Annotated in this window: 24 protein-coding genes and 1 tRNA gene; 15 read left to right on the top strand and 10 right to left on the bottom strand. The window is 62.5% G+C overall.

What is annotated here, in order from left to right:
* Positions 1–130 precede the first annotated feature (130 nt).
* Genes IEV82_RS00745 through IEV82_RS00730 form a run of 4 tightly spaced genes read left to right on the top strand, consistent with a single transcriptional unit; the run spans position 131 to position 2,758 of the window.
* Entirely contained in the window at positions 131–631 is a 501-nt protein-coding gene (locus IEV82_RS00745; RefSeq protein WP_188480033.1) for a type III secretion system chaperone family protein, read from the top strand.
* A gap of 33 nt (positions 632–664) precedes the next feature.
* The gene (proC, locus tag IEV82_RS00740) at positions 665–1,480 is read left to right on the top strand and encodes a pyrroline-5-carboxylate reductase (protein ID WP_188480032.1); all 816 of its coding nucleotides are present in this window, start codon (positions 665–667) and stop codon (positions 1,478–1,480) included.
* Entirely contained in the window at positions 1,473–1,811 is a 339-nt protein-coding gene (locus IEV82_RS00735) for a tRNA-binding protein (protein WP_188480031.1), read from the top strand. Before proC ends, IEV82_RS00735 begins: the two co-directional genes overlap by 8 nt.
* Positions 1,808–2,758: a 2-hydroxyacid dehydrogenase gene (locus tag IEV82_RS00730; protein WP_188480773.1), complete on the top strand. Its 951-nt coding sequence runs from the start codon at positions 1,808–1,810 to the stop codon at positions 2,756–2,758. Before IEV82_RS00735 ends, IEV82_RS00730 begins: the two co-directional genes overlap by 4 nt.
* Here the strand turns inward: IEV82_RS00730 and IEV82_RS00725 are convergent.
* Positions 2,755–3,009, bottom strand: a complete 255-nt coding sequence (locus IEV82_RS00725) for a hypothetical protein (protein WP_188480030.1) — start codon at positions 3,007–3,009, stop codon at positions 2,755–2,757. The two genes, IEV82_RS00730 and IEV82_RS00725, sit on opposite strands and share 4 nt — an antisense overlap.
* Positions 3,010–3,130: 121 nt before the next feature.
* Here IEV82_RS00725 and IEV82_RS00720 point away from each other — a divergent pair, with 121 nt between their 5' ends.
* Entirely contained in the window at positions 3,131–4,249 is a 1,119-nt protein-coding gene (locus tag IEV82_RS00720) for a beta-ketoacyl-ACP synthase III (protein ID WP_188480029.1), read from the top strand.
* A gap of 72 nt (positions 4,250–4,321) precedes the next feature.
* Here the strand turns inward: IEV82_RS00720 and IEV82_RS00715 are convergent, their stop codons facing one another.
* Together IEV82_RS00715 and IEV82_RS00710 are read right to left on the bottom strand one after the other, a co-directional pair.
* Positions 4,322–4,789 carry a PRC-barrel domain-containing protein gene (locus IEV82_RS00715; RefSeq protein WP_188480028.1) on the bottom strand — a complete coding sequence of 156 codons (468 nt, stop codon included), beginning with the start codon at positions 4,787–4,789 and terminating at the stop codon, positions 4,322–4,324.
* 96 nt (positions 4,790–4,885) lie between these two features.
* Positions 4,886–5,467 carry a thymidine kinase gene (locus tag IEV82_RS00710; protein WP_188480027.1) on the bottom strand — a complete coding sequence of 194 codons (582 nt, stop codon included), beginning with the start codon at positions 5,465–5,467 and terminating at the stop codon, positions 4,886–4,888.
* Between the two features lie 284 nt (positions 5,468–5,751).
* Between IEV82_RS00710 and IEV82_RS00705 the strand changes: the two genes are divergently transcribed.
* Both IEV82_RS00705 and IEV82_RS00700 read left to right on the top strand, forming a co-directional pair.
* Positions 5,752–6,210: a hypothetical protein gene (locus IEV82_RS00705; protein ID WP_188480026.1), complete on the top strand. Its 459-nt coding sequence runs from the start codon at positions 5,752–5,754 to the stop codon at positions 6,208–6,210.
* Positions 6,197–6,547, top strand: coding sequence for a YigZ family protein (locus tag IEV82_RS00700; RefSeq protein WP_188480025.1), 351 nt, complete (start codon positions 6,197–6,199; stop codon positions 6,545–6,547). Before IEV82_RS00705 ends, IEV82_RS00700 begins: the two co-directional genes overlap by 14 nt.
* A 13-nt stretch (positions 6,548–6,560) precedes the next feature.
* Here the strand turns inward: IEV82_RS00700 and IEV82_RS00695 are convergent, their stop codons facing one another.
* Positions 6,561–6,950, bottom strand: coding sequence for a thiol-disulfide oxidoreductase DCC family protein (locus IEV82_RS00695; RefSeq protein WP_188480024.1), 390 nt, complete (start codon positions 6,948–6,950; stop codon positions 6,561–6,563).
* Between the two features lie 42 nt (positions 6,951–6,992).
* Positions 6,993–8,363 carry a 30S ribosomal protein S12 methylthiotransferase RimO gene (gene rimO / locus IEV82_RS00690; protein ID WP_188480023.1) on the bottom strand — a complete coding sequence of 457 codons (1,371 nt, stop codon included), beginning with the start codon at positions 8,361–8,363 and terminating at the stop codon, positions 6,993–6,995.
* Between the two features lie 73 nt (positions 8,364–8,436).
* On the opposite strand from rimO, the gene IEV82_RS00685 reads away from it, so the two are divergent.
* Together IEV82_RS00685 and IEV82_RS00680 are read left to right on the top strand one after the other, a co-directional pair.
* Complete coding sequence (locus tag IEV82_RS00685; protein WP_188480022.1) at positions 8,437–8,751, top strand: Dabb family protein; 315 nt, start codon at positions 8,437–8,439, stop codon at positions 8,749–8,751.
* 25 nt (positions 8,752–8,776) lie between these two features.
* Positions 8,777–9,316, top strand: coding sequence for a GNAT family N-acetyltransferase (locus IEV82_RS00680; RefSeq protein ID WP_188480021.1), 540 nt, complete (start codon positions 8,777–8,779; stop codon positions 9,314–9,316).
* 62 nt (positions 9,317–9,378) lie between these two features.
* Here IEV82_RS00680 and IEV82_RS00675 read toward each other — a convergent pair whose 3' ends face one another.
* A complete protein-coding gene (locus IEV82_RS00675) occupies positions 9,379–9,972 on the bottom strand; it encodes a GcrA family cell cycle regulator (protein ID WP_188480020.1) in 594 nt (197 codons plus the stop codon).
* A gap of 120 nt (positions 9,973–10,092) precedes the next feature.
* On the opposite strand from IEV82_RS00675, the gene IEV82_RS00670 reads away from it, so the two are divergent.
* Positions 10,093–10,902 carry an ABC transporter permease gene (locus tag IEV82_RS00670; RefSeq protein WP_188480019.1) on the top strand — a complete coding sequence of 270 codons (810 nt, stop codon included), beginning with the start codon at positions 10,093–10,095 and terminating at the stop codon, positions 10,900–10,902.
* On the opposite strand, the gene IEV82_RS00665 is transcribed toward IEV82_RS00670, so the two are convergent.
* Genes IEV82_RS00665 through dapF form a run of 4 tightly spaced genes read right to left on the bottom strand, consistent with a single transcriptional unit; the run spans position 10,850 to position 14,643 of the window.
* On the bottom strand, positions 10,850–11,773 hold the full coding sequence (locus IEV82_RS00665) for a DMT family transporter (RefSeq protein ID WP_188480018.1): 924 nt from the start codon (positions 11,771–11,773) through the stop codon (positions 10,850–10,852). The genes IEV82_RS00670 and IEV82_RS00665 overlap by 53 nt on opposite strands.
* A 35-nt stretch (positions 11,774–11,808) precedes the next feature.
* The gene (locus tag IEV82_RS00660; RefSeq protein WP_188480017.1) at positions 11,809–12,504 is read right to left on the bottom strand and encodes a CDP-alcohol phosphatidyltransferase family protein; all 696 of its coding nucleotides are present in this window, start codon (positions 12,502–12,504) and stop codon (positions 11,809–11,811) included.
* 49 nt (positions 12,505–12,553) lie between these two features.
* Positions 12,554–13,807: a tRNA (N(6)-L-threonylcarbamoyladenosine(37)-C(2))-methylthiotransferase MtaB gene (gene mtaB, locus IEV82_RS00655; RefSeq protein ID WP_188480016.1), complete on the bottom strand. Its 1,254-nt coding sequence runs from the start codon at positions 13,805–13,807 to the stop codon at positions 12,554–12,556.
* Positions 13,804–14,643 (bottom strand): diaminopimelate epimerase, encoded by an 840-nt coding sequence (gene dapF, locus IEV82_RS00650; RefSeq protein WP_188480015.1) that lies wholly within the window; start codon positions 14,641–14,643, stop codon positions 13,804–13,806. Before dapF ends, mtaB begins: the two co-directional genes overlap by 4 nt.
* Before the next feature lie 139 nt (positions 14,644–14,782).
* Between dapF and IEV82_RS00645 the strand changes: the two genes are divergently transcribed.
* The 5 genes from IEV82_RS00645 to IEV82_RS00625 all read left to right on the top strand — a co-directional run bounded on the left by IEV82_RS00645 (position 14,783) and on the right by IEV82_RS00625 (position 18,654).
* A tRNA-Lys gene (locus IEV82_RS00645) sits at positions 14,783–14,858 on the top strand.
* Positions 14,859–15,019: 161 nt separating this feature from the next.
* On the top strand, positions 15,020–15,919 hold the full coding sequence (locus IEV82_RS00640) for a metal ABC transporter substrate-binding protein (RefSeq protein ID WP_188480014.1): 900 nt from the start codon (positions 15,020–15,022) through the stop codon (positions 15,917–15,919).
* An 88-nt stretch (positions 15,920–16,007) separates the two neighbouring features.
* Positions 16,008–16,907 (top strand): manganese/iron ABC transporter ATP-binding protein, encoded by a 900-nt coding sequence (locus tag IEV82_RS00635; protein ID WP_188480013.1) that lies wholly within the window; start codon positions 16,008–16,010, stop codon positions 16,905–16,907.
* Entirely contained in the window at positions 16,904–17,806 is a 903-nt protein-coding gene (locus tag IEV82_RS00630; RefSeq protein ID WP_188480012.1) for a metal ABC transporter permease, read from the top strand. The genes IEV82_RS00635 and IEV82_RS00630 overlap by 4 nt, the downstream gene beginning before the upstream one ends.
* Positions 17,806–18,654, top strand: coding sequence for a metal ABC transporter permease (locus tag IEV82_RS00625; protein ID WP_188480772.1), 849 nt, complete (start codon positions 17,806–17,808; stop codon positions 18,652–18,654). The genes IEV82_RS00630 and IEV82_RS00625 overlap by 1 nt, the downstream gene beginning before the upstream one ends.
* Positions 18,655–18,660 lie beyond the last annotated feature (6 nt).

The raw sequence follows: 18,660 nt of genomic DNA, 5'->3' as shown, positions 1-18,660 counted from the left end.
CGCTTTACGCGAAGGCGTCCTGCATGCAGCATATGTTGTAGGGGGACGGTGGCATAACGCAGCCCCTAGAGCAGGCACCGAAAGGTTGGGGAACACCCGCCTTTCCGCACAGGCAACAGGAGGCGGCATTATGGCCCTGTCCGAGCAGTATCTTGAAGACGACATCCACCCGATCGATATCGTCGAGACCATCGCAAACCATCACGAGTGGGATTTCGACCGGATCGCGGATGACCAGATTGCAATGGCGGTCGAAGGTCAGTGGCGCACCTATTCGATCACTCTGGCCTGGTCCGCGTATGATGAAACCCTGCGTCTGATCTGCACCTTTGACATGGAACCGCCTGCGGACCGCATCCCGGCGCTGCATGAAATCCTGAACTCGGTCAATGACCAGTGCTGGGCCGGGGCCTTTACCTATTGGGCCGATGCCAAACTGATGGTCTACCGCTACGGGCTTGTTCTGGCCGGGGGCAATGTCGCCAGCGCCGAACAGATCGACACGATGATCAGCTGTGCCGTGATGAGCGCCGAGCGCTATTACCCGGCGTTTCAACTGGTTGTCTGGGGCAATCGCGAGGCCAAGGACGCTCTTGAGGTCGCCATTGCAGAGGCCTACGGCCGCGCGTAACACTGGCCCCTGACGTTAACGTTGGGGGACATCATGCAGAATTCCGATATCGCCAGACGCGGCCTTGTGCTGTTGGGCTGTGGCAAGATGGGCTCGGCCATGCTCGAAGGCTGGCTGGCCGGAGGCTTGCCCACCACCTCTGTATGGGTGACTGACCCGAACCCGTCCGACTGGGTGCGCGCGCAAGGCGTTCACCTGAACGAAGACCTTCCCGACAGCCCGGCCATCGTGCTGGTTGCCGTCAAGCCACAGATGATGCGCGATGCGCTGCCCACGCTGAAGCTTTTGGGCAACGGTGACACGACGTTCCTGTCGGTGGCCGCAGGCATCACCATCACCACGTTCGAGCAGATGCTGGGCGACTCCACCCCGGTGATCCGGTCCATTCCCAACACGCCTGCCGCCGTGAAACAGGGCATCACCGCCATCATCGGCAATGCACACGTGACCGAGCACCAGATGCAGATGGCCGAAACCCTGCTGTCCGCCATCGGTCAGACCGTGCGGCTCGAGACCGAGGACCAGATGGACGCGGTCACCGGCCTCAGCGGCTCTGGCCCGGCTTATGTGTTCCATATGATCGAATGTCTTGCCCGCGCGGGCGAGGCGCAGGGGCTTGATTGCGAACTGGCCATGACCTTGGCCAAGGCAACCGTGGCCGGGTCGGGCGCGCTGGCCATGCAGGCCGACGAGACCCCCAGCCAGTTGCGCGTCAACGTGACCAGCCCGAACGGGACCACTCAGGCGGGGCTGAACGTGCTGATGGACGAAGACACCGGCCTGCCGCCGCTGATCGCCAAGACGATCGACGCGGCGACCAAGCGATCCAAGGAACTGGCCAATGGCTGAGATCACGTTCGACGATTTCATGAAGGTCGATATCCGCGTCGGCACGGTCATTCAGGCCGAACCCTTCCCCGAGGCGCGCAAGCCCGCGATCAAGCTGTGGGTCGATTACGGTGACGAGATCGGGGTCAAGAAATCCTCGGCCCAGATCGCCGTGCATTACGACCCGGAAACGCTGGTCGGCAAAAAGGTCATGGGTGTCGTGAATTTCCCACCGCGCCAGATCGGACCGTTCATGTCCGAAGCGCTGGTGCTTGGCTTCTACGACGCGGACGGGGCCATCGTCCTTGCCGTCCCGGACAAAGACACCCCGAACGGAGCGCGCCTGTGCTGAAACTGCTGATCACCCGCAAACTGCCCGATCCCGTTCTGTCCAAGGCGCGCGAGGTCTTCGACGTCACCGTGCGCGACAACACCGCACCCCTGTCCCGTGACGAACGTGTCCAGAGCCTGAGCGGCTACGATGTCGTCCTGCCCACACTTGGCGACGCCTACAGCGCGGATGTGTTCGATGCGGTGCCAGAGCCCCGGACACAGCTGCTCGCGAATTTCGGTGTCGGCTACAACCATATCGACGCCAAGGCGGCCAAGGCTGCGGGCATCGCGGTCACCAACACGCCCGGTGCCGTCACCGATGCGACTGCCGATGTCGCGATGACGCTGATGCTCATGACCTGCCGCCGCGCTGGTGAGGGCGAACGCATGCTGCGCGCAGGTCAGTGGGAGGGCTGGCACCCGACGCAGCTTCTTGGGCTGCACATGTCCGGCAAGACGCTGGGCGTGGTCGGCATGGGCCGCATCGGTCAGGCCATCGCGCAGCGGGCGCATTTCGGCTTTGGCATGGCGATCAAGTTCTACAACCGCTCACCGAAAGAGGTGCCGTTTCCGGCTGATCAGATCGCAGACCTGGCAGTCCTTGCGGCAGCGGTTGACGTACTGGTTGTCGCCGTTCCCGGTGGGTCCGAGACGCACCATCTGATTGACACCCATATCCTGAACGCGATGCAGCCCCACGCGCATCTGGTGAACATCGCGCGCGGGGATGTGGTGAAAGAGGATGATCTGATCGCCGCCTTGGCAGAGGGTCGGATCGCCGGCGTCGGACTTGATGTCTACGAATTCGAACCCAAGGTGCCGCAGGCATTGATCGACATGGAAAACGTGACACTCCTGCCTCACCTCGGCACGGCAGCGCTTGAGGTGCGTGTATCAATGGGCCTCATGGCGGTGGACAATGCGATTGCCTTTGCCAAGGGCCAACCGCTGCCGAACCCGGTCTAGATTTCCTTGGCGTTGCGTTTGGGGATCGGTCCCTTGTCCATCGGCTTCTGGTCGGGGGACCATTCGGGGTCACGCGTCTTGATGAGCCGCGATACGTAGTAGGCGCTGGGCCACGCCATCGCGAAACCGATGATCGCAGAGCCACCGATGGCCCACCAATTGTAGTAGCCCAGTGAAAACGCGGCGATCACCAGTGCCCCGGTGATCAGGGCACCGCTGAGCAGCGAAAGTATGATTGACAGACGGTCCATGGAGTATCTCCTTTGGGTCTCAACGCGCTGTTTCGGAACCGGGTTCCGAAGTCGCGCAGCGTCGCACTTGACCTGCCGTGCCGGGTGCAGTCTGGTCCGCGCAGACGCAAGGAAGCCCACCATGATCCAACCCGCCATCACCGGAAGCGGTGTCTTCACGCCCGAAAGCACCATCACCAACGCCGAACTGGTGGTGGCCTTCAACGCCTATGCCGACCGCGTGAACGCCGAAAACGCGGCAGCGATTGCCGCTGGCACAGCCGATCCGGTGCCCCATTCCAGTGCCGATTTCATCCTCTCGGCTTCGGGCATCGAACAGCGCCATGTGATGGACAAGACCGGCGTACTGGACCCCGCGCGCATGTTCCCAAACCTGCCCGCACGCGACGATGACAGCCCGTCGATCATGGCCGAGATGGCGGTGGACGCGATCGCCAAGGCGCTGGCGCAGGCCGGGCGCGATGCATCCCAAGTCGATCTGGTGATCTGTGCCGCGTCCAACCACGAACGCGCCTATCCGGCGATTGCAGTGGAAATCCAGAAACTGATCGGCGCGGGCGGCTTTGCCTTTGACATGAACGTCGCCTGTTCGTCGGCCACCTTCGGCATCCAGGCGGCGGCTGACATGGTGCGGTCCGGATCGGTCACCTGCGCCATCGTGGTCAGCCCCGAAATTTGCTCGGCACACCTGGAATGGCGCGACCGCGACTGTCACTTCATCTTCGGTGATGTGGCGACGGCTGTGGTCATCGAACCCGAGGCCCGCGCCAAAGGCGCGCATTTCACCATTCACGGCACCCGCTGCGCCACCGAGTTCTCGAACAACATCCGCAACAACAACGGCTTCCTGCGCCGCACCCGCGACCAGATGGAAGACCGGCGCGACATGCAGTTCATGCAGAATGGCCGCAAGGTCTTCAAGGAAGTGTTGCCGATGGTCTCGGCGCATATCCTCGGCCATCTCGAGGACACAGGATGGCAGAACGACAGCCTCCGGCGCCTGTGGCTCCATCAGGCCAACAAGACGATGAATGATTTCATCGGCAAGAAGGTTCTGGGCCGCACGCCCGATGACGGTGAGCAGCCGAACATCCTGCAGGATTACGCCAACACGTCCTCGGCGGGGTCCATCATCGCCTTTTCGAAATACTCCGATGATCTGCAACCCGGCGACCGGGGCGTGATCTGCTCGTTCGGGGCGGGCTATTCGGTCGGGTCGGTGCTGGTGGAACGCGCGTAGGAGCCGCACCACCCGGACATCAAAAGGGGGACACATGGCCCCCCTCGTGATCTTGATTGGTGCCGGACAGTATCAGTCCCAGAAACCTTCATCGACAGATTCCCGCTCTTCCAGCTCTTCTTCACTGTACTTTGTCAGGAACGCGTAGCTTCGGTCGTCAACAGCCACGAGGTTTACATCGGACACCGGGATCATCACGTGCTTGTCCGCGATGTCGAGAAAGCCTCCGATCTCGGCTACGATACCAATCATCTGGCCGTTCTTGTTCAAGATGATATCTTCGATCTCGCCGATGTCGTTCCAGTTGCTGCCGACTTCGGTATGGAGCGTATCCATCGACCAGCCTTCGTCACTGGCTGCGTTCATCGTGTAGATATCGCCGCCGGTGATGTCGCGGGTGCGGATCAGGTCGTCGCGGTTTTCCAGTGAAATCGTGGTCGACGCCGAATCGCTGTCCATGTTTCCGGACGTGTGGCTCTCGGCCCACGCGCCGGTGGCTCCGATGGTCAATGCGAGTGCGCTTGCAATGAGCTTTGTCATGGCATCCTCCTAATTGCGTTGCTTCTTCCAACACAACCAAGCCCACCACACCTTGTTCCATCGAATTTTTTCGGCTGTTTGCGGAACTTTTGCGACTCAGGCCGCACCCGTGTCCTGCCGCCAATGCTTGCGACACAGGCTGACATAGGTCTCGTTCCCGCCGATCTGCACCTGTGCGCCTTCGGTCAGAACACGGCCCTGGTCGTCCATGCGCACCACCATCGTGGCCTTGCGCCCGCAATGGCAGATCGTGCGCACCTCGCGCAGGGAATCCGCCAGCGCCAACAGCGTGGCAGAGCCGGGAAACAGCAGTCCCTGGAAATCCACCCGCAACCCGTAGGCCATCACCGGCACGCCCAGATCATCGGCCACTCGGGCAAGCTGCCAGACCTGATCGGGCGTCAGGAACTGCGCCTCGTCTATAAAGATGCAGGCCAGCGGCGTCTTGCCAAGAACGCCGTCGATCCGCGCGAACAGATCGTCGAGGGGCGAAAACGTTTCCGCCTCGCGCGAGAATCCGATCCGCGATCCGATCTTGCCCTTGCCCGACCGGTCATCGAAGGCCGCCGTCATCAGGTAGACCGACATGCCGCGCTCTTCGTAATTATGCGCAGCCTGAAGCAGCAGGGTCGATTTGCCCGCGTTCATGGTGGAGTAGTTGAAATAGAGCTTCGCCATGTCCCGCCATCTGCCCCAACCGGACCCGTCGTGCAAGAGAGCCTGTTCAGGATGCGCCCCCGTCGGTCCCGTGAGCGGTGTTCGGCCAGAGTGTCGGCATCGCGTCTGGGCGACCCGACGGCGCATCCTGAGACCGGGACAGCGATAGGGAATGACTGTGCCCGGTGTGCCGTGATGTCCGACAAATTCGGCTCTGAGCCACCTGTCGCATTGCATCGCGCGACAAGTCAGGGGAAAGAGATCGAAATGTTCCCACCGAAAAGGTGGAAAATAAGGGGTTCGCCATGCCGACATTCGGCCCGTATCTGAAAAAGCACACCGAGATCTTGGTCAAGGATGTGGGGATAGAGAAAGCCTGCAAGCTGACGGGCAAGTCCAAGGCGACCCTGGGCCGCTACTATGCCGATCATGACGAACACGCCGATCGCTTTATCCCGGTCGATGCGGTGGCGATCCTCGAACAGGAAGCAAGCTATCCGCATGTCACTTCGGCGCTTGCAGAGTTGAACGGGATCACGCTGTCCTTCGACCAACGGCGCGACAATACACCCGGCAAGGGCGGCGTGAATTCCGATGTCGTCGCCCTCAGCCAGCGCTTTGCGATGCTGATGTCCGAGTATCACCAATCCATCGCGGATGGTGTCATCAGCGCCAACGAAGCGCGGCGCCTGTTGCGCGAAACGCTGGCGCTGCAACAGGTCCTGGTCGACATGAAACTGCATTTGGAAGATGAAACAGTTTGAAGGCGTCATCTCTGATCGCGGCTCCAAATACGCGGTCAGCGGCGGGTCTGTCACCAGCCGCGCAGATGTGGATGCGTTTCTCAAGAACCTGAAGCGCGCCAAGAAATATGCCAAGGCCACGCACAACACCTGGGCCGTGGTGTTTTCCGACGGAGCCCCCCTCAAGAACGACGACGGAGAAGGCGGGGCAGGGCAGATCATCCTGCAGATGCTCGAACGCGAAGGTCTGACCGATCACGTGATCGTCGTCACCCGCTGGTATGGGGGCAAACATCTGGGCGGTGACCGGTTTCGTCACGTGCAGGACTGCGTACGCCACTACCTCGACAACAGCTAGCGGCAGCGCCGGATCACCCCGACTGGCGGGCCGCGTTTGCCTTGCGCCGCAGGTGCCAGCGGTAGATCAGAGGCGCCAGCACATGGTCATAGCCGAATGCCGCTATCTGCTTGATCCCCGGTACAGCAACGATCCGCGCCAGCCACCGATAGCGTGGCATCTCGCGCCACAGCTCGATAAACGCGTCGATGCCATCGTAAAGTTGACCATCTCGCAGAACATAGAGCCGCCGCGCCGCGGTGTCTTCGTCGATGCCCCACGCCGCCCGGTCCGGCCCGTTCAGATCATCGAACTGGATCGGCAGGCCGTTGCGCTTGGCATAGTCGGCATAATGGTTGATCTCGAACGAACAGACCGGGCACTGGTCGTTGTAAAGAACGCGGATATCGGGTGTCTCTGTCATACCCTGGACCTATGCCGCAGGCGCGAATAGGCAAGCCTGTTCCTAGAGGTGCCCCCACAGGTCGTATTCGCCCGCTTCGTCCACCTCGACCGACACGATGTCGCCAACGGACAGTGCATCCGTGCCGTCGTCGATGAACAGGTTGCCATCGATCTCGGGTGCATCCGCCTTGGTGCGGCAGGTGGCGATCCCGTCCTCGTCGATATCATCGATGATGACATCCATCCGCGTACCGACCTTTGCCGCCAGCTTGGCCTCGGAAATCGCCTGCGCCTTTTCCATGAAGCGGTCCCAGCGGTCCTGCTTGACCTCGTCGGGCACGTGATCCGGCAGCGCGTTCGACCGCGCACCGGCGACGTTCTCGTACTGGAAACACCCGACTCGGTCGAGCTGCGCCTCGTCCATCCAGTCCAGAAGCGTCTGGAACTCCGCCTCGGTCTCGCCGGGATAACCGACGATAAAGGTCGACCGCAGCGTGATGTCGGGGCAGATGTCGCGCCACGCCGCGATCTCGTCCAGTGTCCGTGCCGCAGCCGCAGGGCGCGCCATGCGCTTGAGCGTGTCGGGATGCGCGTGCTGAAACGGAATATCGAGATAAGGCAGAACCAGCCCCTCGGCCATCATCGGCACCAGCTCGCGCACATGCGGGTAGGGGTAGACGTAATGCATCCGCACCCATGCGCCCAAGGCCCCAAGATCGCGCGCCAGCGGCAGGATCGGGAACTTGTCGTCCCGGTCCTTCCAGTCGGTGCCATAGGCCGAGGTGTCCTGCGAAATCACCAGCAATTCGCGCACGCCGTGTTCAACCAGCTTTTCCGCCTCGCGCAGCACCGCCTTGGCCGGGCGCGAGGTCAGCAGACCGCGCATGTCGGGGATGATGCAGAACTTGCACTTGTGATTGCAGCCCTCGGAAATCTTGAGATAGCTGTAATGCCGTGGCGTCAGGCTCACACCCGACGCGGGCAAAAGGTCGATGAACGGATCGGGGTCGGGCGGCACGGCGGCATGCACGGCATCGAGAACCTGTTCGTATTGATGCGGGCCGGTGACAGCCAGCACACGGGGATGCGCCCCGGTGATGTAGTCAGGCTCCGCTCCCAGGCAGCCGGTGACGATCACCCGGCCATTCTCGGCCAAGGCCTCGCCGATCGCGCTCAGGCTTTCGGCCTTGGCGCTGTCGAGAAAGCCGCAGGTGTTCACGATCACCGCATCCGCCCCCGCGTAATCCGGACTGATGCCATAGCCCTCGGCGCGCAACCGCGTCAAAATCCGTTCACTGTCCACCAGTGCCTTGGGACAGCCAAGCGAGACCATGCCGATGGTCGGCTGACCGGATCGGGGCGCAACGGAGAATCGCGCAGCAGGCGCAAGGTCGGGGCGAAGGGAGGGCGGGTTCTGGGTCATCCGCGGCATATAATGCTTTGCATCTCGCGGGGGAAGGGCAGATCATCCTCGTCTCCCCGATGCGACCGGACAGGCCTCCAAAATGATTCTGCATTGCGTCTTTTGCACCTTCCGGGCGGACACCGACACAGACGCACGAAAGGCGATCCTGTCTGACCTCACGCGCTTCGGCCTCTCACTGGAGGGCGTTCTGGGCTTCGATCATGGGGAAAACGCCGATTACGAGGGCAAGTCGCCTCAGATCACGGACGGCTTCGTCATCCGCTTCCGCGACCGGCAAGCGCTTGCCACCTATGCCGAACACCCAACCCATAAAGCACTGGGCGCGCGGCTGTGCAATCTGTGTGAAGGCGGCGCGGATGGAATCCTGGTGGTCGATCTCGTATGCGCCAAGTGACGCCATGTTGTGAAGGTTCAAAGCCATGCAGATCACACAGGATCAAGGGGGGCGGCAGGACCAGATCGCCCAATTCTTCAAGGACACCTTCACCGCGTCCGAAGGTGCCAACGAAGGTACGTTGATCCATGCGCTGGCCTGCGACCTGCTTGCCACGACACCGGCGGATGATCTGCGCGTCTTTACGGCTGACGACACTTGCACGCTCTGCGGCTGCGCGATCTTCACAAGGCTGCGCTTTGCCGATGACCCGCGTCTTGTTTTCCTGCTGTCGCCCATGGCGGTCGCAACCGAACATCAGGGCAAAGGCGTTGGTCAAGCACTGCTGAGCCATGCCTTGAACGCGCTGCGCGCCGAGGGCGTGGAGGTGGCCGTGACCTATGGCGATCCGAATTTCTACAATCGCGTCGGGTTTGCGCCGGTCACGACAGAGATGTTGCCCCCGCCGCAGCTTCTGAAAATGCCCCATGGCTGGATTGCGCAATCGCTGACCGACGCAGCACTGTCACCGCTTGCCGGACCGTCCACCTGTGCGCCCGCTTTGAACCATCCGGAGTTCTGGTAACCGCGCCGAAAACGAAAAAGGGGCGGTCAAGCCGCCTCCGTATTTCGGAATAACCAGACGCCTCAGCGACGACGGTCGCGCCGCGAGCTCATCGGCTGGAACGCAACGCCGACATGTGCCTCGCAATAGGGCTTGCCCTGTTGCACCGGCAGGCCGCAGAACCAGAAATTCGGAGTCGCGGGGTCGCCCACCGGCCATTTGCAGGTCTTTTCGGTCAGTTCCATCAAGGACAGTTTCTTGGCCTTCTTTTCGATGGCGTTCACCTTGGCAAGCGCCTCCGGGCTGATCTCGTTGGCGGATGGCTGCGGCGGCAGAGGTTGACCGGCGGGAATGATCTGCCGGCGCGGGCTGGCCGGCGGTGTGGCTGATTTCGTTTCCATCACGACCTCGGGCTGTGCGGGTTTGGCGGGCGCGGCAGCTGCCGCCGCGGGCTTTGGCGCCGCCTTGGGTTTCGGCGCTTCGGCCTTGGGGGCGGGTTTCGGTTCGGCCTTGGCAGGACCGGCGGCCCCGGCACGGTTCGACAGGCCCAGACGGTGCACCTTTCCGATCACGGCATTGCGCGTCACGCCGCCAAGCTCCTTGGCGATCTGGCTGGCCGACTGACCTTCGCCCCACATCTTCTTCAACAGCTCAACGCGTTCATCGGTCCAGGACATCGTGCCCTCCATCAAAAAAAAGCGGCCGTTTGCGTTGGCCGCCCGAAATCTCTAAGTCGCTCCCTATTCTAATCATGCGCGGGCGAGTTACAACCCGCGCCGACAGGCAAGAGGGCAGCAATGCAGCAAACCGGACAGATGATGGCCAATGAACGCCGCTTCGGGAGGGTGAACTGGCTTGGGCTCTATACGCTCGGCCAACGCGAGACCCTGCGGTTCCTCAACGTATGGACCCAGACGCTTCTGGCGCCTTTGGTCACAGCGGGGCTTTTCATGCTGATCTTCACCATCGCCATCGGTCCCCGCCGGGGCGAGGTGATGGGAGTGGACTTCACCACCTTCATCGCGCCGGGCATCCTGATGATGACGGTGATCCAGAACGCCTTTGCCAACACCTCGTCCTCGATCGTGGTGTCAAAAGTGCAGGGCAACATCGTCGACACGCTGATGCCGCCGCTCTCGGCCGGTGAACTGGTGCTGGGGTATCTGGCGGGTGGTGTGGCGCGCGGGCTGCTGGTGGCTATCGCCATTGCCGTGGCGCTGTGGGTGTTCCTGGGAATCGTGCCGCACCATCCGCTGACCGCGCTGTATTTCGTCATCGTCGGTGCGGCGCTTTTGTCCGGCATCGGCATGGTCGCAGGCATCTATGCAGAGAAGTTCGACCAGATGGCCGCGATCACCAACTTCATCGTCACGCCGCTCGCCTTCCTGTCGGGCACGTTCTACTCGGTCGATGCGCTGCCGCCGCTGCTCAACGACATCACCCATGCCAACCCGATCTTCTACCTGATCGACGGGGTGCGCTGGGGCATGATCGGGGTGTCCGACAGCAGCCCGCTCCTGGGCGCGGTCGTGGCGCTTGTCAGCACCGTGGCGATCAATCTGCTGGCGTGGTCATTTTTCCGACGGGGCTACCGACTGAAGGCCTGATGCGGCCTTCGCGCCACATCAACAGGCCCGCACCGCACAGGATGATCAGCGTCCCGATGACCGACACCGCATCGGGGCGCACGCCGAAGATGGCGAAATCGTAGATCGCCGCAAAGACCAGAGTGGCGTAAAAGAATGGCCCCACGAACCCTGCATCGGCACGGGCGATGGCGTTGATGAAGCAGGTCTGCGCCGACGCCATCAACAGCCCGATCCCGGCCAGCGCCACCCATTGCGCGGGCGTCGGTGCGATCCAGACCCAGACCGCTGCGGCAGATGCGATGCAGACCCCAATCACGTTGTTGATCAGCAGGATCTGCATCGGCCCCTCGCGCCCGGTCAGCCGCTTCATCACGATCAACTCAAACCCCAGCGCCACGGCAGCCCCTAGCGCCAGCAATGCGGCGGGCTGAAACGCGTCCGGCGTCGGGCGGAGCAGGATCATCGCACCGGCAAGCGCAATCGCCGCCGCCGTCAGGCGCACCGGGCCGATCCGTTCGCCGAGGAATGGAATGGCCAGCAGCATCCCGATCACCGGGTTTAAAAGGCTGATCGCGGTCGCGTCCGACAGCGGGATGAACGCCGCTGCTGCGAACATCAGCGTCACACCGCCCCAGCCAAAGACGACGCGCAGCGTATGGGTGGGCCAGGCGACATGAGTGAACCGCAGCCGCAGAACGACCGCCGCAACCGAGAACGCCGCCAACGCAAAGATGAACCGCCCCTGGCTGATCTGAAGCGGGTTCAGCGCAGGCCCAAGCACATCCGTCCCGAGCATCTTGGCCAGCAAGGTGGTGCCGGCCAGAAAGGCCGAGGCCAGCAGCGTCAGAAGTGCTGCAAGAAAGGGATTGTTGGCTTTGGGCACGAACATGGCTCAGCCTTGATGTGCTTTGCCGCCAAAGGCAATCACTGGCTGCGTGTCGGTACAATCTGCTGCACGGTGCCCACCAGGATCAGGTACACCGACGTGGCGACCAGACCCCAAAGCGCCCAGCTTTCGGGATGAAAATCGACCCAGGCCGCCCAGCCTGCAAAGAACGTCCAGGCGAGTGCCACTGGCAGCGACACGCTGCGCCAGCGTTCCGTCCGCACCGGGTGGATGAACTTCAACGGCAGGAACATCGCCACCGCCAACAGCGCGACCAGTGCCAGCGACACCCAGAAATTCGGCTCGATGGCAAACAGCACCAGCACCACCATGTTCCAGCAACTGGGAAACCCGTGAAATGAATTGTCCGAGGTCTTCATCCGGCTGTCAGCGAAATACATGGCCGAGGCAAAGGTGATCACGATGATCGCAAACCACCCCATCCAGCCGGGCAGAAGGCCAGACTGAAACAGCGCGAAGGCCGGAATGAACACATAGGTCAGGTAGTCGATGATGAGATCGAGCAACACCCCGTCAAAGCGCGGCGCATAGGTTTTCACATCGTATTTGCGGGCCAGAGGGCCATCTATACCGTCCACGGCAAAGGCCACGACCAGCCACAGGAACATGATCGACCACTTTTCCTGCGCCGCCGCCAGCAGGGCCAGCATGGCAAAGACGGCTCCGGTGGCGGTCAGAAGATGGACGCACAGCGCGCGGGATTGATCGGTCATCGGGTGGTTTTGGCGCAATTCGGGAGCCGGTGCAACGGATCGCGCGCAATCACACGACAAGCTGATGTCCGGCGCGCCCGGTGATGGTCGCGGTCACGATCTGCCCCACGGGCTGAGGGCTTGAAAACCGCACTTCGGTGAACTGCTCGGTACGGCCCATGTCTTCGGCTTCCATCAGCACGCTGTGGCTGCGCCCCTGCTGATCTTGCAGGTGGCGGGCCACGGCCACGTCACCGGCCGCCCGCAACCGCGCCGCCCGGTCCTTGATCGCGCGACCGTCCACCTGCGGCATCCGCGCGGCGGGTGTGCCCTCGCGCGGTGAATAGGGGAAAACATGCAGCCAAGTGAGGCTGCATTCGTCCACCAGTTTGAGCGAATTCTCGAAATGCGCCTCGGTCTCGGTCGGGAATCCCGCGATGATGTCCGCGCCAAAGGTCATGTCCGGGCGCAATTTGCGCGCCGCTTCGGCAAAGCGGATCGCATCGTCGCGCAGGTGCCGCCGCTTCATCCGCTTGAGGATCAGGTCGTCTCCATGCTGAAGGCTCAGATGCAGATGCGGCATCAGGCGCGGTTCGGTCGCGATGGCCTGCATCAGGTTCTCGTCCACCTCGATGCTGTCGATCGAGCTGATCCGCAGGCGCGGCAGGTCCGGCACCAGCTTGAGGATGCGCGTGACCAGATCGCCCAGCTTCGGCTGCGCAGGCAGGTCCGCACCCCAGGAGGTCAGATCGACCCCGGTCAGCACCACCTCGTTGAAGCCGGTATCCACCAGCCGCTTGATCTGATCCACGATCACACCCGCAGGCACCGACCGCGAATTCCCGCGTCCGTAGGGGATGATGCAGAAGGTGCATCGGTGATCGCAGCCGTTCTGCACCTGCACATAGGCGCGGCTGCGCGTGCCGAACCCGTCGATCAGGTGCTGCGCGGTTTCCGTCACCGACATGATGTCGTTGACCTGAAGCGCCTCGGTTTCCCCGATGAAATCCGCCGCCAGCCCTTTCCAGGTGTCCGGCGTCATCTTCTCGGTATTGCCGATCACTGCGTCGACCTCGGCCATACGGGCAAAGGTCTCGGGTTCGGTCTGTGCCGCACATCCCGTCACGATCAGCCTGGCATCCGGGTTTTCCCGCCGCAGCTTGCGGATTTCCTGCCGCGCCTTGCGCACCGCCTCGGCGGTTACGGCGCAGGTGTTCACAACCACGGCATTCTCAAGCCCTGCCTGAGCGGCAAGGTCCTTCATCGCCTCGGTCTCGTAGGCATTGAGCCTGCAGCCCAGCGTGGTGAACTTGGGCGCGCTCATCGAACCGCCTCCAACCAGTCGGAGGAGAAGGTTCCCGAGAACACATGCGCCGTCGGTCCGGTCATCCAGACGCCGTCCTCGCGCCAGTCGATCTCGATCCGCCCGCCATCAAGGTCGATGCTGACGCGACGCCCCGTCAGGCCGCGCCGCGCGGCAGCTACAGCCGTGGCACAGGACGACGACCCGGAGGCCAGCGTCACGCCGACACCGCGTTCCCACACCCGCATCCGCAGATGGTCGGGACCGATCACGCTGGCAAACTGCACATTGGTGCGCTGCGGGTACAGCGGATGATGCTCGATCTCCGCCCCCCGTGCTTCAAGGTCCACCGATTCGGAATCCTCCACGAAAAACGTGCAATGCGGGTTGCCCATGCCGGTTGCGGTCGGGCCGCCGTCGATGGGCAATTCCAGCGTGTCCATCTCGGAGGCCAGCGGCACCTCATCCCAGCGCAATTGCGGCTGCCCCATGTTGACCGAGGTGAGACCATCCCCCGCGTCGCGCGCCATCAAACGCCCGCGCTCGGTGACCAGCACCACTTCGGACAGCCCTGCTTCATCCATCAGATGCCGCGCGATGCACCGGGTGGCATTGCCACAGGCGCCAGCGGTCGACCCATCGGAGTTGTAAAAGACCAGCCGCGCATCAGCACCGTCCGGCCCGGGCTCGATCAGGGCAAGCTGGTCGAACCCCACACCGCGATGCCGGTCGCCGATCGCCTGCGCCAACGCAGCGGTCATGTCCACGGGGCGCACACGCGCATCCAGCACGACAAAATCATTGCCGAGCCCGTGCATCTTCATGAAGGCGATATCGCGTGTGGCGTGGGTCATCATGGCCGCGCATATACGCCTGTCGCACCGCTCTTTCCAGCCCGCCATCCGACCACTGCTGCGGCATTCTGAAAGATAGCTTGGAATTGTGCCGTTTTGGGGGTTGACCGCACTCCGCCCTCTTTCTAGACACCGCGCCAGTGGGCCGTTAGCTCAGTTGGTAGAGCAACTGACTTTTAATCAGTGGGTCGCAGGTTCGAATCCTGCACGGCTCACCACTGACCTCCAACATCGGGATCGTCACAGCGCAGCGTCAATTGGCGGGAATGCGCCTTTTTTGCTGGCTGCGTCTTGCAGGACCAATACTCTATCTTACCTTTTTGCGAGTGATTTGCATTTTCAAAACGATACAGACATACTCATGCAGGAGGTGAAACGGATGAAAACGGGTATTCTGGCGCTGATGTCGGCCGCGTTTCTGGTCGCAGGGGCGAACACGGCTGTGGCGCAGGACAAGATGAAGGTGGTCACCACCTTTACCGTTCTGGCGGATATGGCGTCGAACGTGGCAGGCGACGCCGCCGAGGTGGTGTCGATCACCAAACCGGGTGCGGAAATCCACGGCTATGAACCCACACCGCAGGATATCGTGCGCGCCCATGATGCGGACCTGATCCTGTGGAACGGGCTCAACCTCGAACTGTGGTTCGAACAATTCGTCGCCAATCTCGACGAGGTGCCCTCGGTGACGCTCAGTGACGGTATCGACCCGATTTCGATCTCGGCTGGCAGCTACGAAGGCAAACCCAACCCGCACGCCTGGATGGGGCTTGAGAACGCTCTGATTTACATCGACAACATTGCGGCTGCCTTTTCGGAACACGACCCGGACAATGCGGCGATATACGCCGCAAATGCCGATCGCTACAAAGACGCGTTGCGCGCCACCATCGACCCGCTGCGCGCCGCTGTCGCTGCGATCCCTGAAGACCAGCGCTGGCTTGTGACCTGCGAAGGCGCGTTCAGCTATCTGGCCCGCGACATGGGTCTCAAGGAGCTCTACCTCTGGCCGATGAACGCCGATCAGACAGGAACACCCCAGCAGGTGCGCGCAGTCATCGACGGTGTTCGCGAACACGATATCCCGGTCGTGTTCTGCGAAAGCACCGTCAACACCGCCCCGGCGGAACAGGTCGCGCGCGAAACGGGTGTCACCTATGGCGGTGTGCTCTATGTCGATTCGTTGAGCGAGGCAGGCGGGCCGGTTCCGACCTATCTCGACCTGCTGACCGTCACCACCCGAACCGTGGCGGACGGATTGACCTCTGCCACCAACTAGGCAGGGTAGTGGAACACGTCCTTGCCCGTGGCCGGTCCTGCGGGCAAGACCATGTCAGGCCACCGGCCTGAAACAACAAGGACGCATCATGCTCGATGAGCAAAGCCGTACCAAACCCGACACCCCCGCTGCCACCAAGGGCGGCGGCCTGTCCGCGCAGGATGTGACGGTCACCTATCGCAACGGTCATACCGCGCTCTGGAACGCCAGCTTCGAGATCCCGCGCGGCACCGTGACCGCGCTTGTGGGGATCAACGGCGCGGGGAAATCAACGCTGTTCAAGGCGATCATGGGCTTTGTCCCTGCGTCTCAGGGAGAGATCCGCATCCTCGGCATGAGCGTGAAAGACGCGCTCGCCCGGAACCTCGTCGCCTATGTGCCGCAAGCCGAGGAGGTGGACTGGGCGTTCCCCGTGCTGGTCGAAGACGTTGTGATGATGGGCCGCTACGGCAAGATGGGTTTCCTGCGCCGACCCAAGGCGGCCGATCACGCGGCGGTCGATCTGGCACTGGCCCGCGTGAACATGACCCAGTTCCGCCACCGCCAGATCGGAGAGCTGTCCGGCGGCCAGCGCAAGCGCGTGTTCCTTGCCCGTGCGCTCGCACAGGACGGGCAGGTGATCCTGCTGGACGAGCCGTTCACCGGCGTCGATGTCAAGACCGAGGACCAGATCGTATCGCTGCTGCGTGACCTGCGCGATGAAGGGCGGGTCATGCTGGTCTCCACCCACAACCTCGGGTCGGTCACCGAATTCTGCGACCGTACGGTTCTGGTCAAGGGCACCGTGCTGGCCCACGGTCCGACAGAGACCACCTTCACCCGTGAAAACCTCGAAAAGGCGTTCGGCGGCGTGCTGCGGCATTTCACGCTGGGCGGCGACACGCTGCACGACGATGAAGACGCGCGCGAGGTGACGATCTTCACCGATGACGAACGCCCCTTCGTCCAATACGGCGACAAGACGCAACGCACGGATCCGGGCACATGACGGCCTACCTGCTGGAACCCTTCACCTACAATTACATGGTCAACGCCATGTGGGTCTCGGCGCTGGTCGGCGCGGTCTGTGCGTTCCTGTCATCCTATCTCATGCTCAAGGGATGGTCCCTGATCGGGGACGCGCTGGCCCATTCGGTCGTGCCGGGGGTTGCCGGTGCCTATATCCTCGGCCTGCCTTTCGCGCTGGGCGCGTTCATCGCGGGAGGGCTTGCGGCTGGGTCGATGCTGTTTCTGTCCGAACGGTCGGGGCTGAAGCCTGACGTGATCATCGGCCTGATCTTCACGTCCTTCTTCGGGCTTGGCCTCTTCATGGTGTCGATCAACCCGATGTCGGTGTCGATCCAGACCATCACAATGGGCAACATATTGGCCATCACACCCGAGGACACGCTGCAACTGGCGATCATCGGCTTTGTGTCGCTGGCGGTGCTGCTGGCCAAGTGGAAAGACCTGATGGTCACCTTCTTTGACGAAAACCACGCCCGCACCATCGGCTTGCGCCCGCAACTGCTCAAGGCGGTGTTCTTCGTGCTGCTCTCGGCCTCGGTCGTGGCGGCGATGCAGACCGTGGGGGCGTTTCTCGTGATCGCCATGGTGGTGACACCGGGGGCCACCGCCTACCTGCTCTGCGACCGCTTCCCGCGGCTGATCATCACCTCGGTTGTGATCGGGATGGTGACCAGTTTCACCGGAGCCTATGCCAGTTATTTCCTCGACGGTGCGACCGGCGGGATCATCGTCTGCCTGCAAACGGTGATCTTTCTTGTCGCATTCGTGTTCGCCCCCCGCCACGGCATTCTGGCCGCGCGGCGCAAGGCAAACGCGGCGCTGCGCGATGGGCCAAAAGACAGCCTCGTGCGGGCCGATCCTGCAAAAGGCGGTGCATGATGGAGCTTGAAGCCCTGCTTTTGCCCTTCCGCTTTGCATTCATGCAAAACGCCTTCCTCATCTCGATGATGGTCGCGGTGCCGACCGCGCTCCTGTCATGCTTCCTCGTCCTCAAGGGCTGGGCGCTGATGGGGGATGCGGTCAGCCACGCGGTGCTGCCGGGGATCGTGCTGGCCTATATCCTTGGCATCCCGCTGATCATCGGCGCCTTTGCTGCCGGAATGACCTGCGCGCTGGCCACGGGGTACCTGTCCAGCAACAGCCGGGTGAAAGAGGACACGGTGATGGGTGTCGTATTCTCGGGCATGTTCGGTCTTGGCATCGTGCTTTATGTCTCGGTCGAGACAAACGCGCATCTGGATCACATCCTCTTCGGCAACATGCTGGGGGTGGAGCCGCACGAGCTTTGGACCGCAGGCATCATCTCGGCGCTGGTCGCCGGGGTGCTGGTACTCAAGTGGAGGGACTGGCTGCTGCACAGCTTTGATCCCGCGCAGGCGCAGGCCTCGGGGCTGTGGGTCAACGCGCTGCATTACGGGCTGCTGACGGCGCTGTCACTGACCATCGTGGCCACCCTGTCGGCGGTGGGTCTGATCCTTGCCATCGGACTGCTGATCGCGCCGGGGGCGATCGCGTTCCTGTTGGTGCGGCAGTTCCGGACGATGCTCTGGGTGGCGGTGATCCTCAACATGGGCGCGATGCTGCTGGGCACGTATCTCAGCTTCTTCCTCGACAGCGCGCCCGCGCCGACGATCATCCTGATCCTGACGGCGCTGTTTATCGTCGCGTTTGCGCGTCGTCAGGTCTTGACCCGCCGCGCGTCCCGTTTGCGGGTCCGGCACGGCTAGGGCAGC

The organism is Marivita lacus, from assembly GCF_014637725.1.
In the GTDB taxonomy this organism is placed as follows: Bacteria; Pseudomonadota; Alphaproteobacteria; order Rhodobacterales; family Rhodobacteraceae; genus Marivita; species Marivita lacus.
The sequence above is the reverse complement of the archived record's forward strand: the minus strand, read 5'-3'. Positions and strand labels throughout refer to the sequence as shown.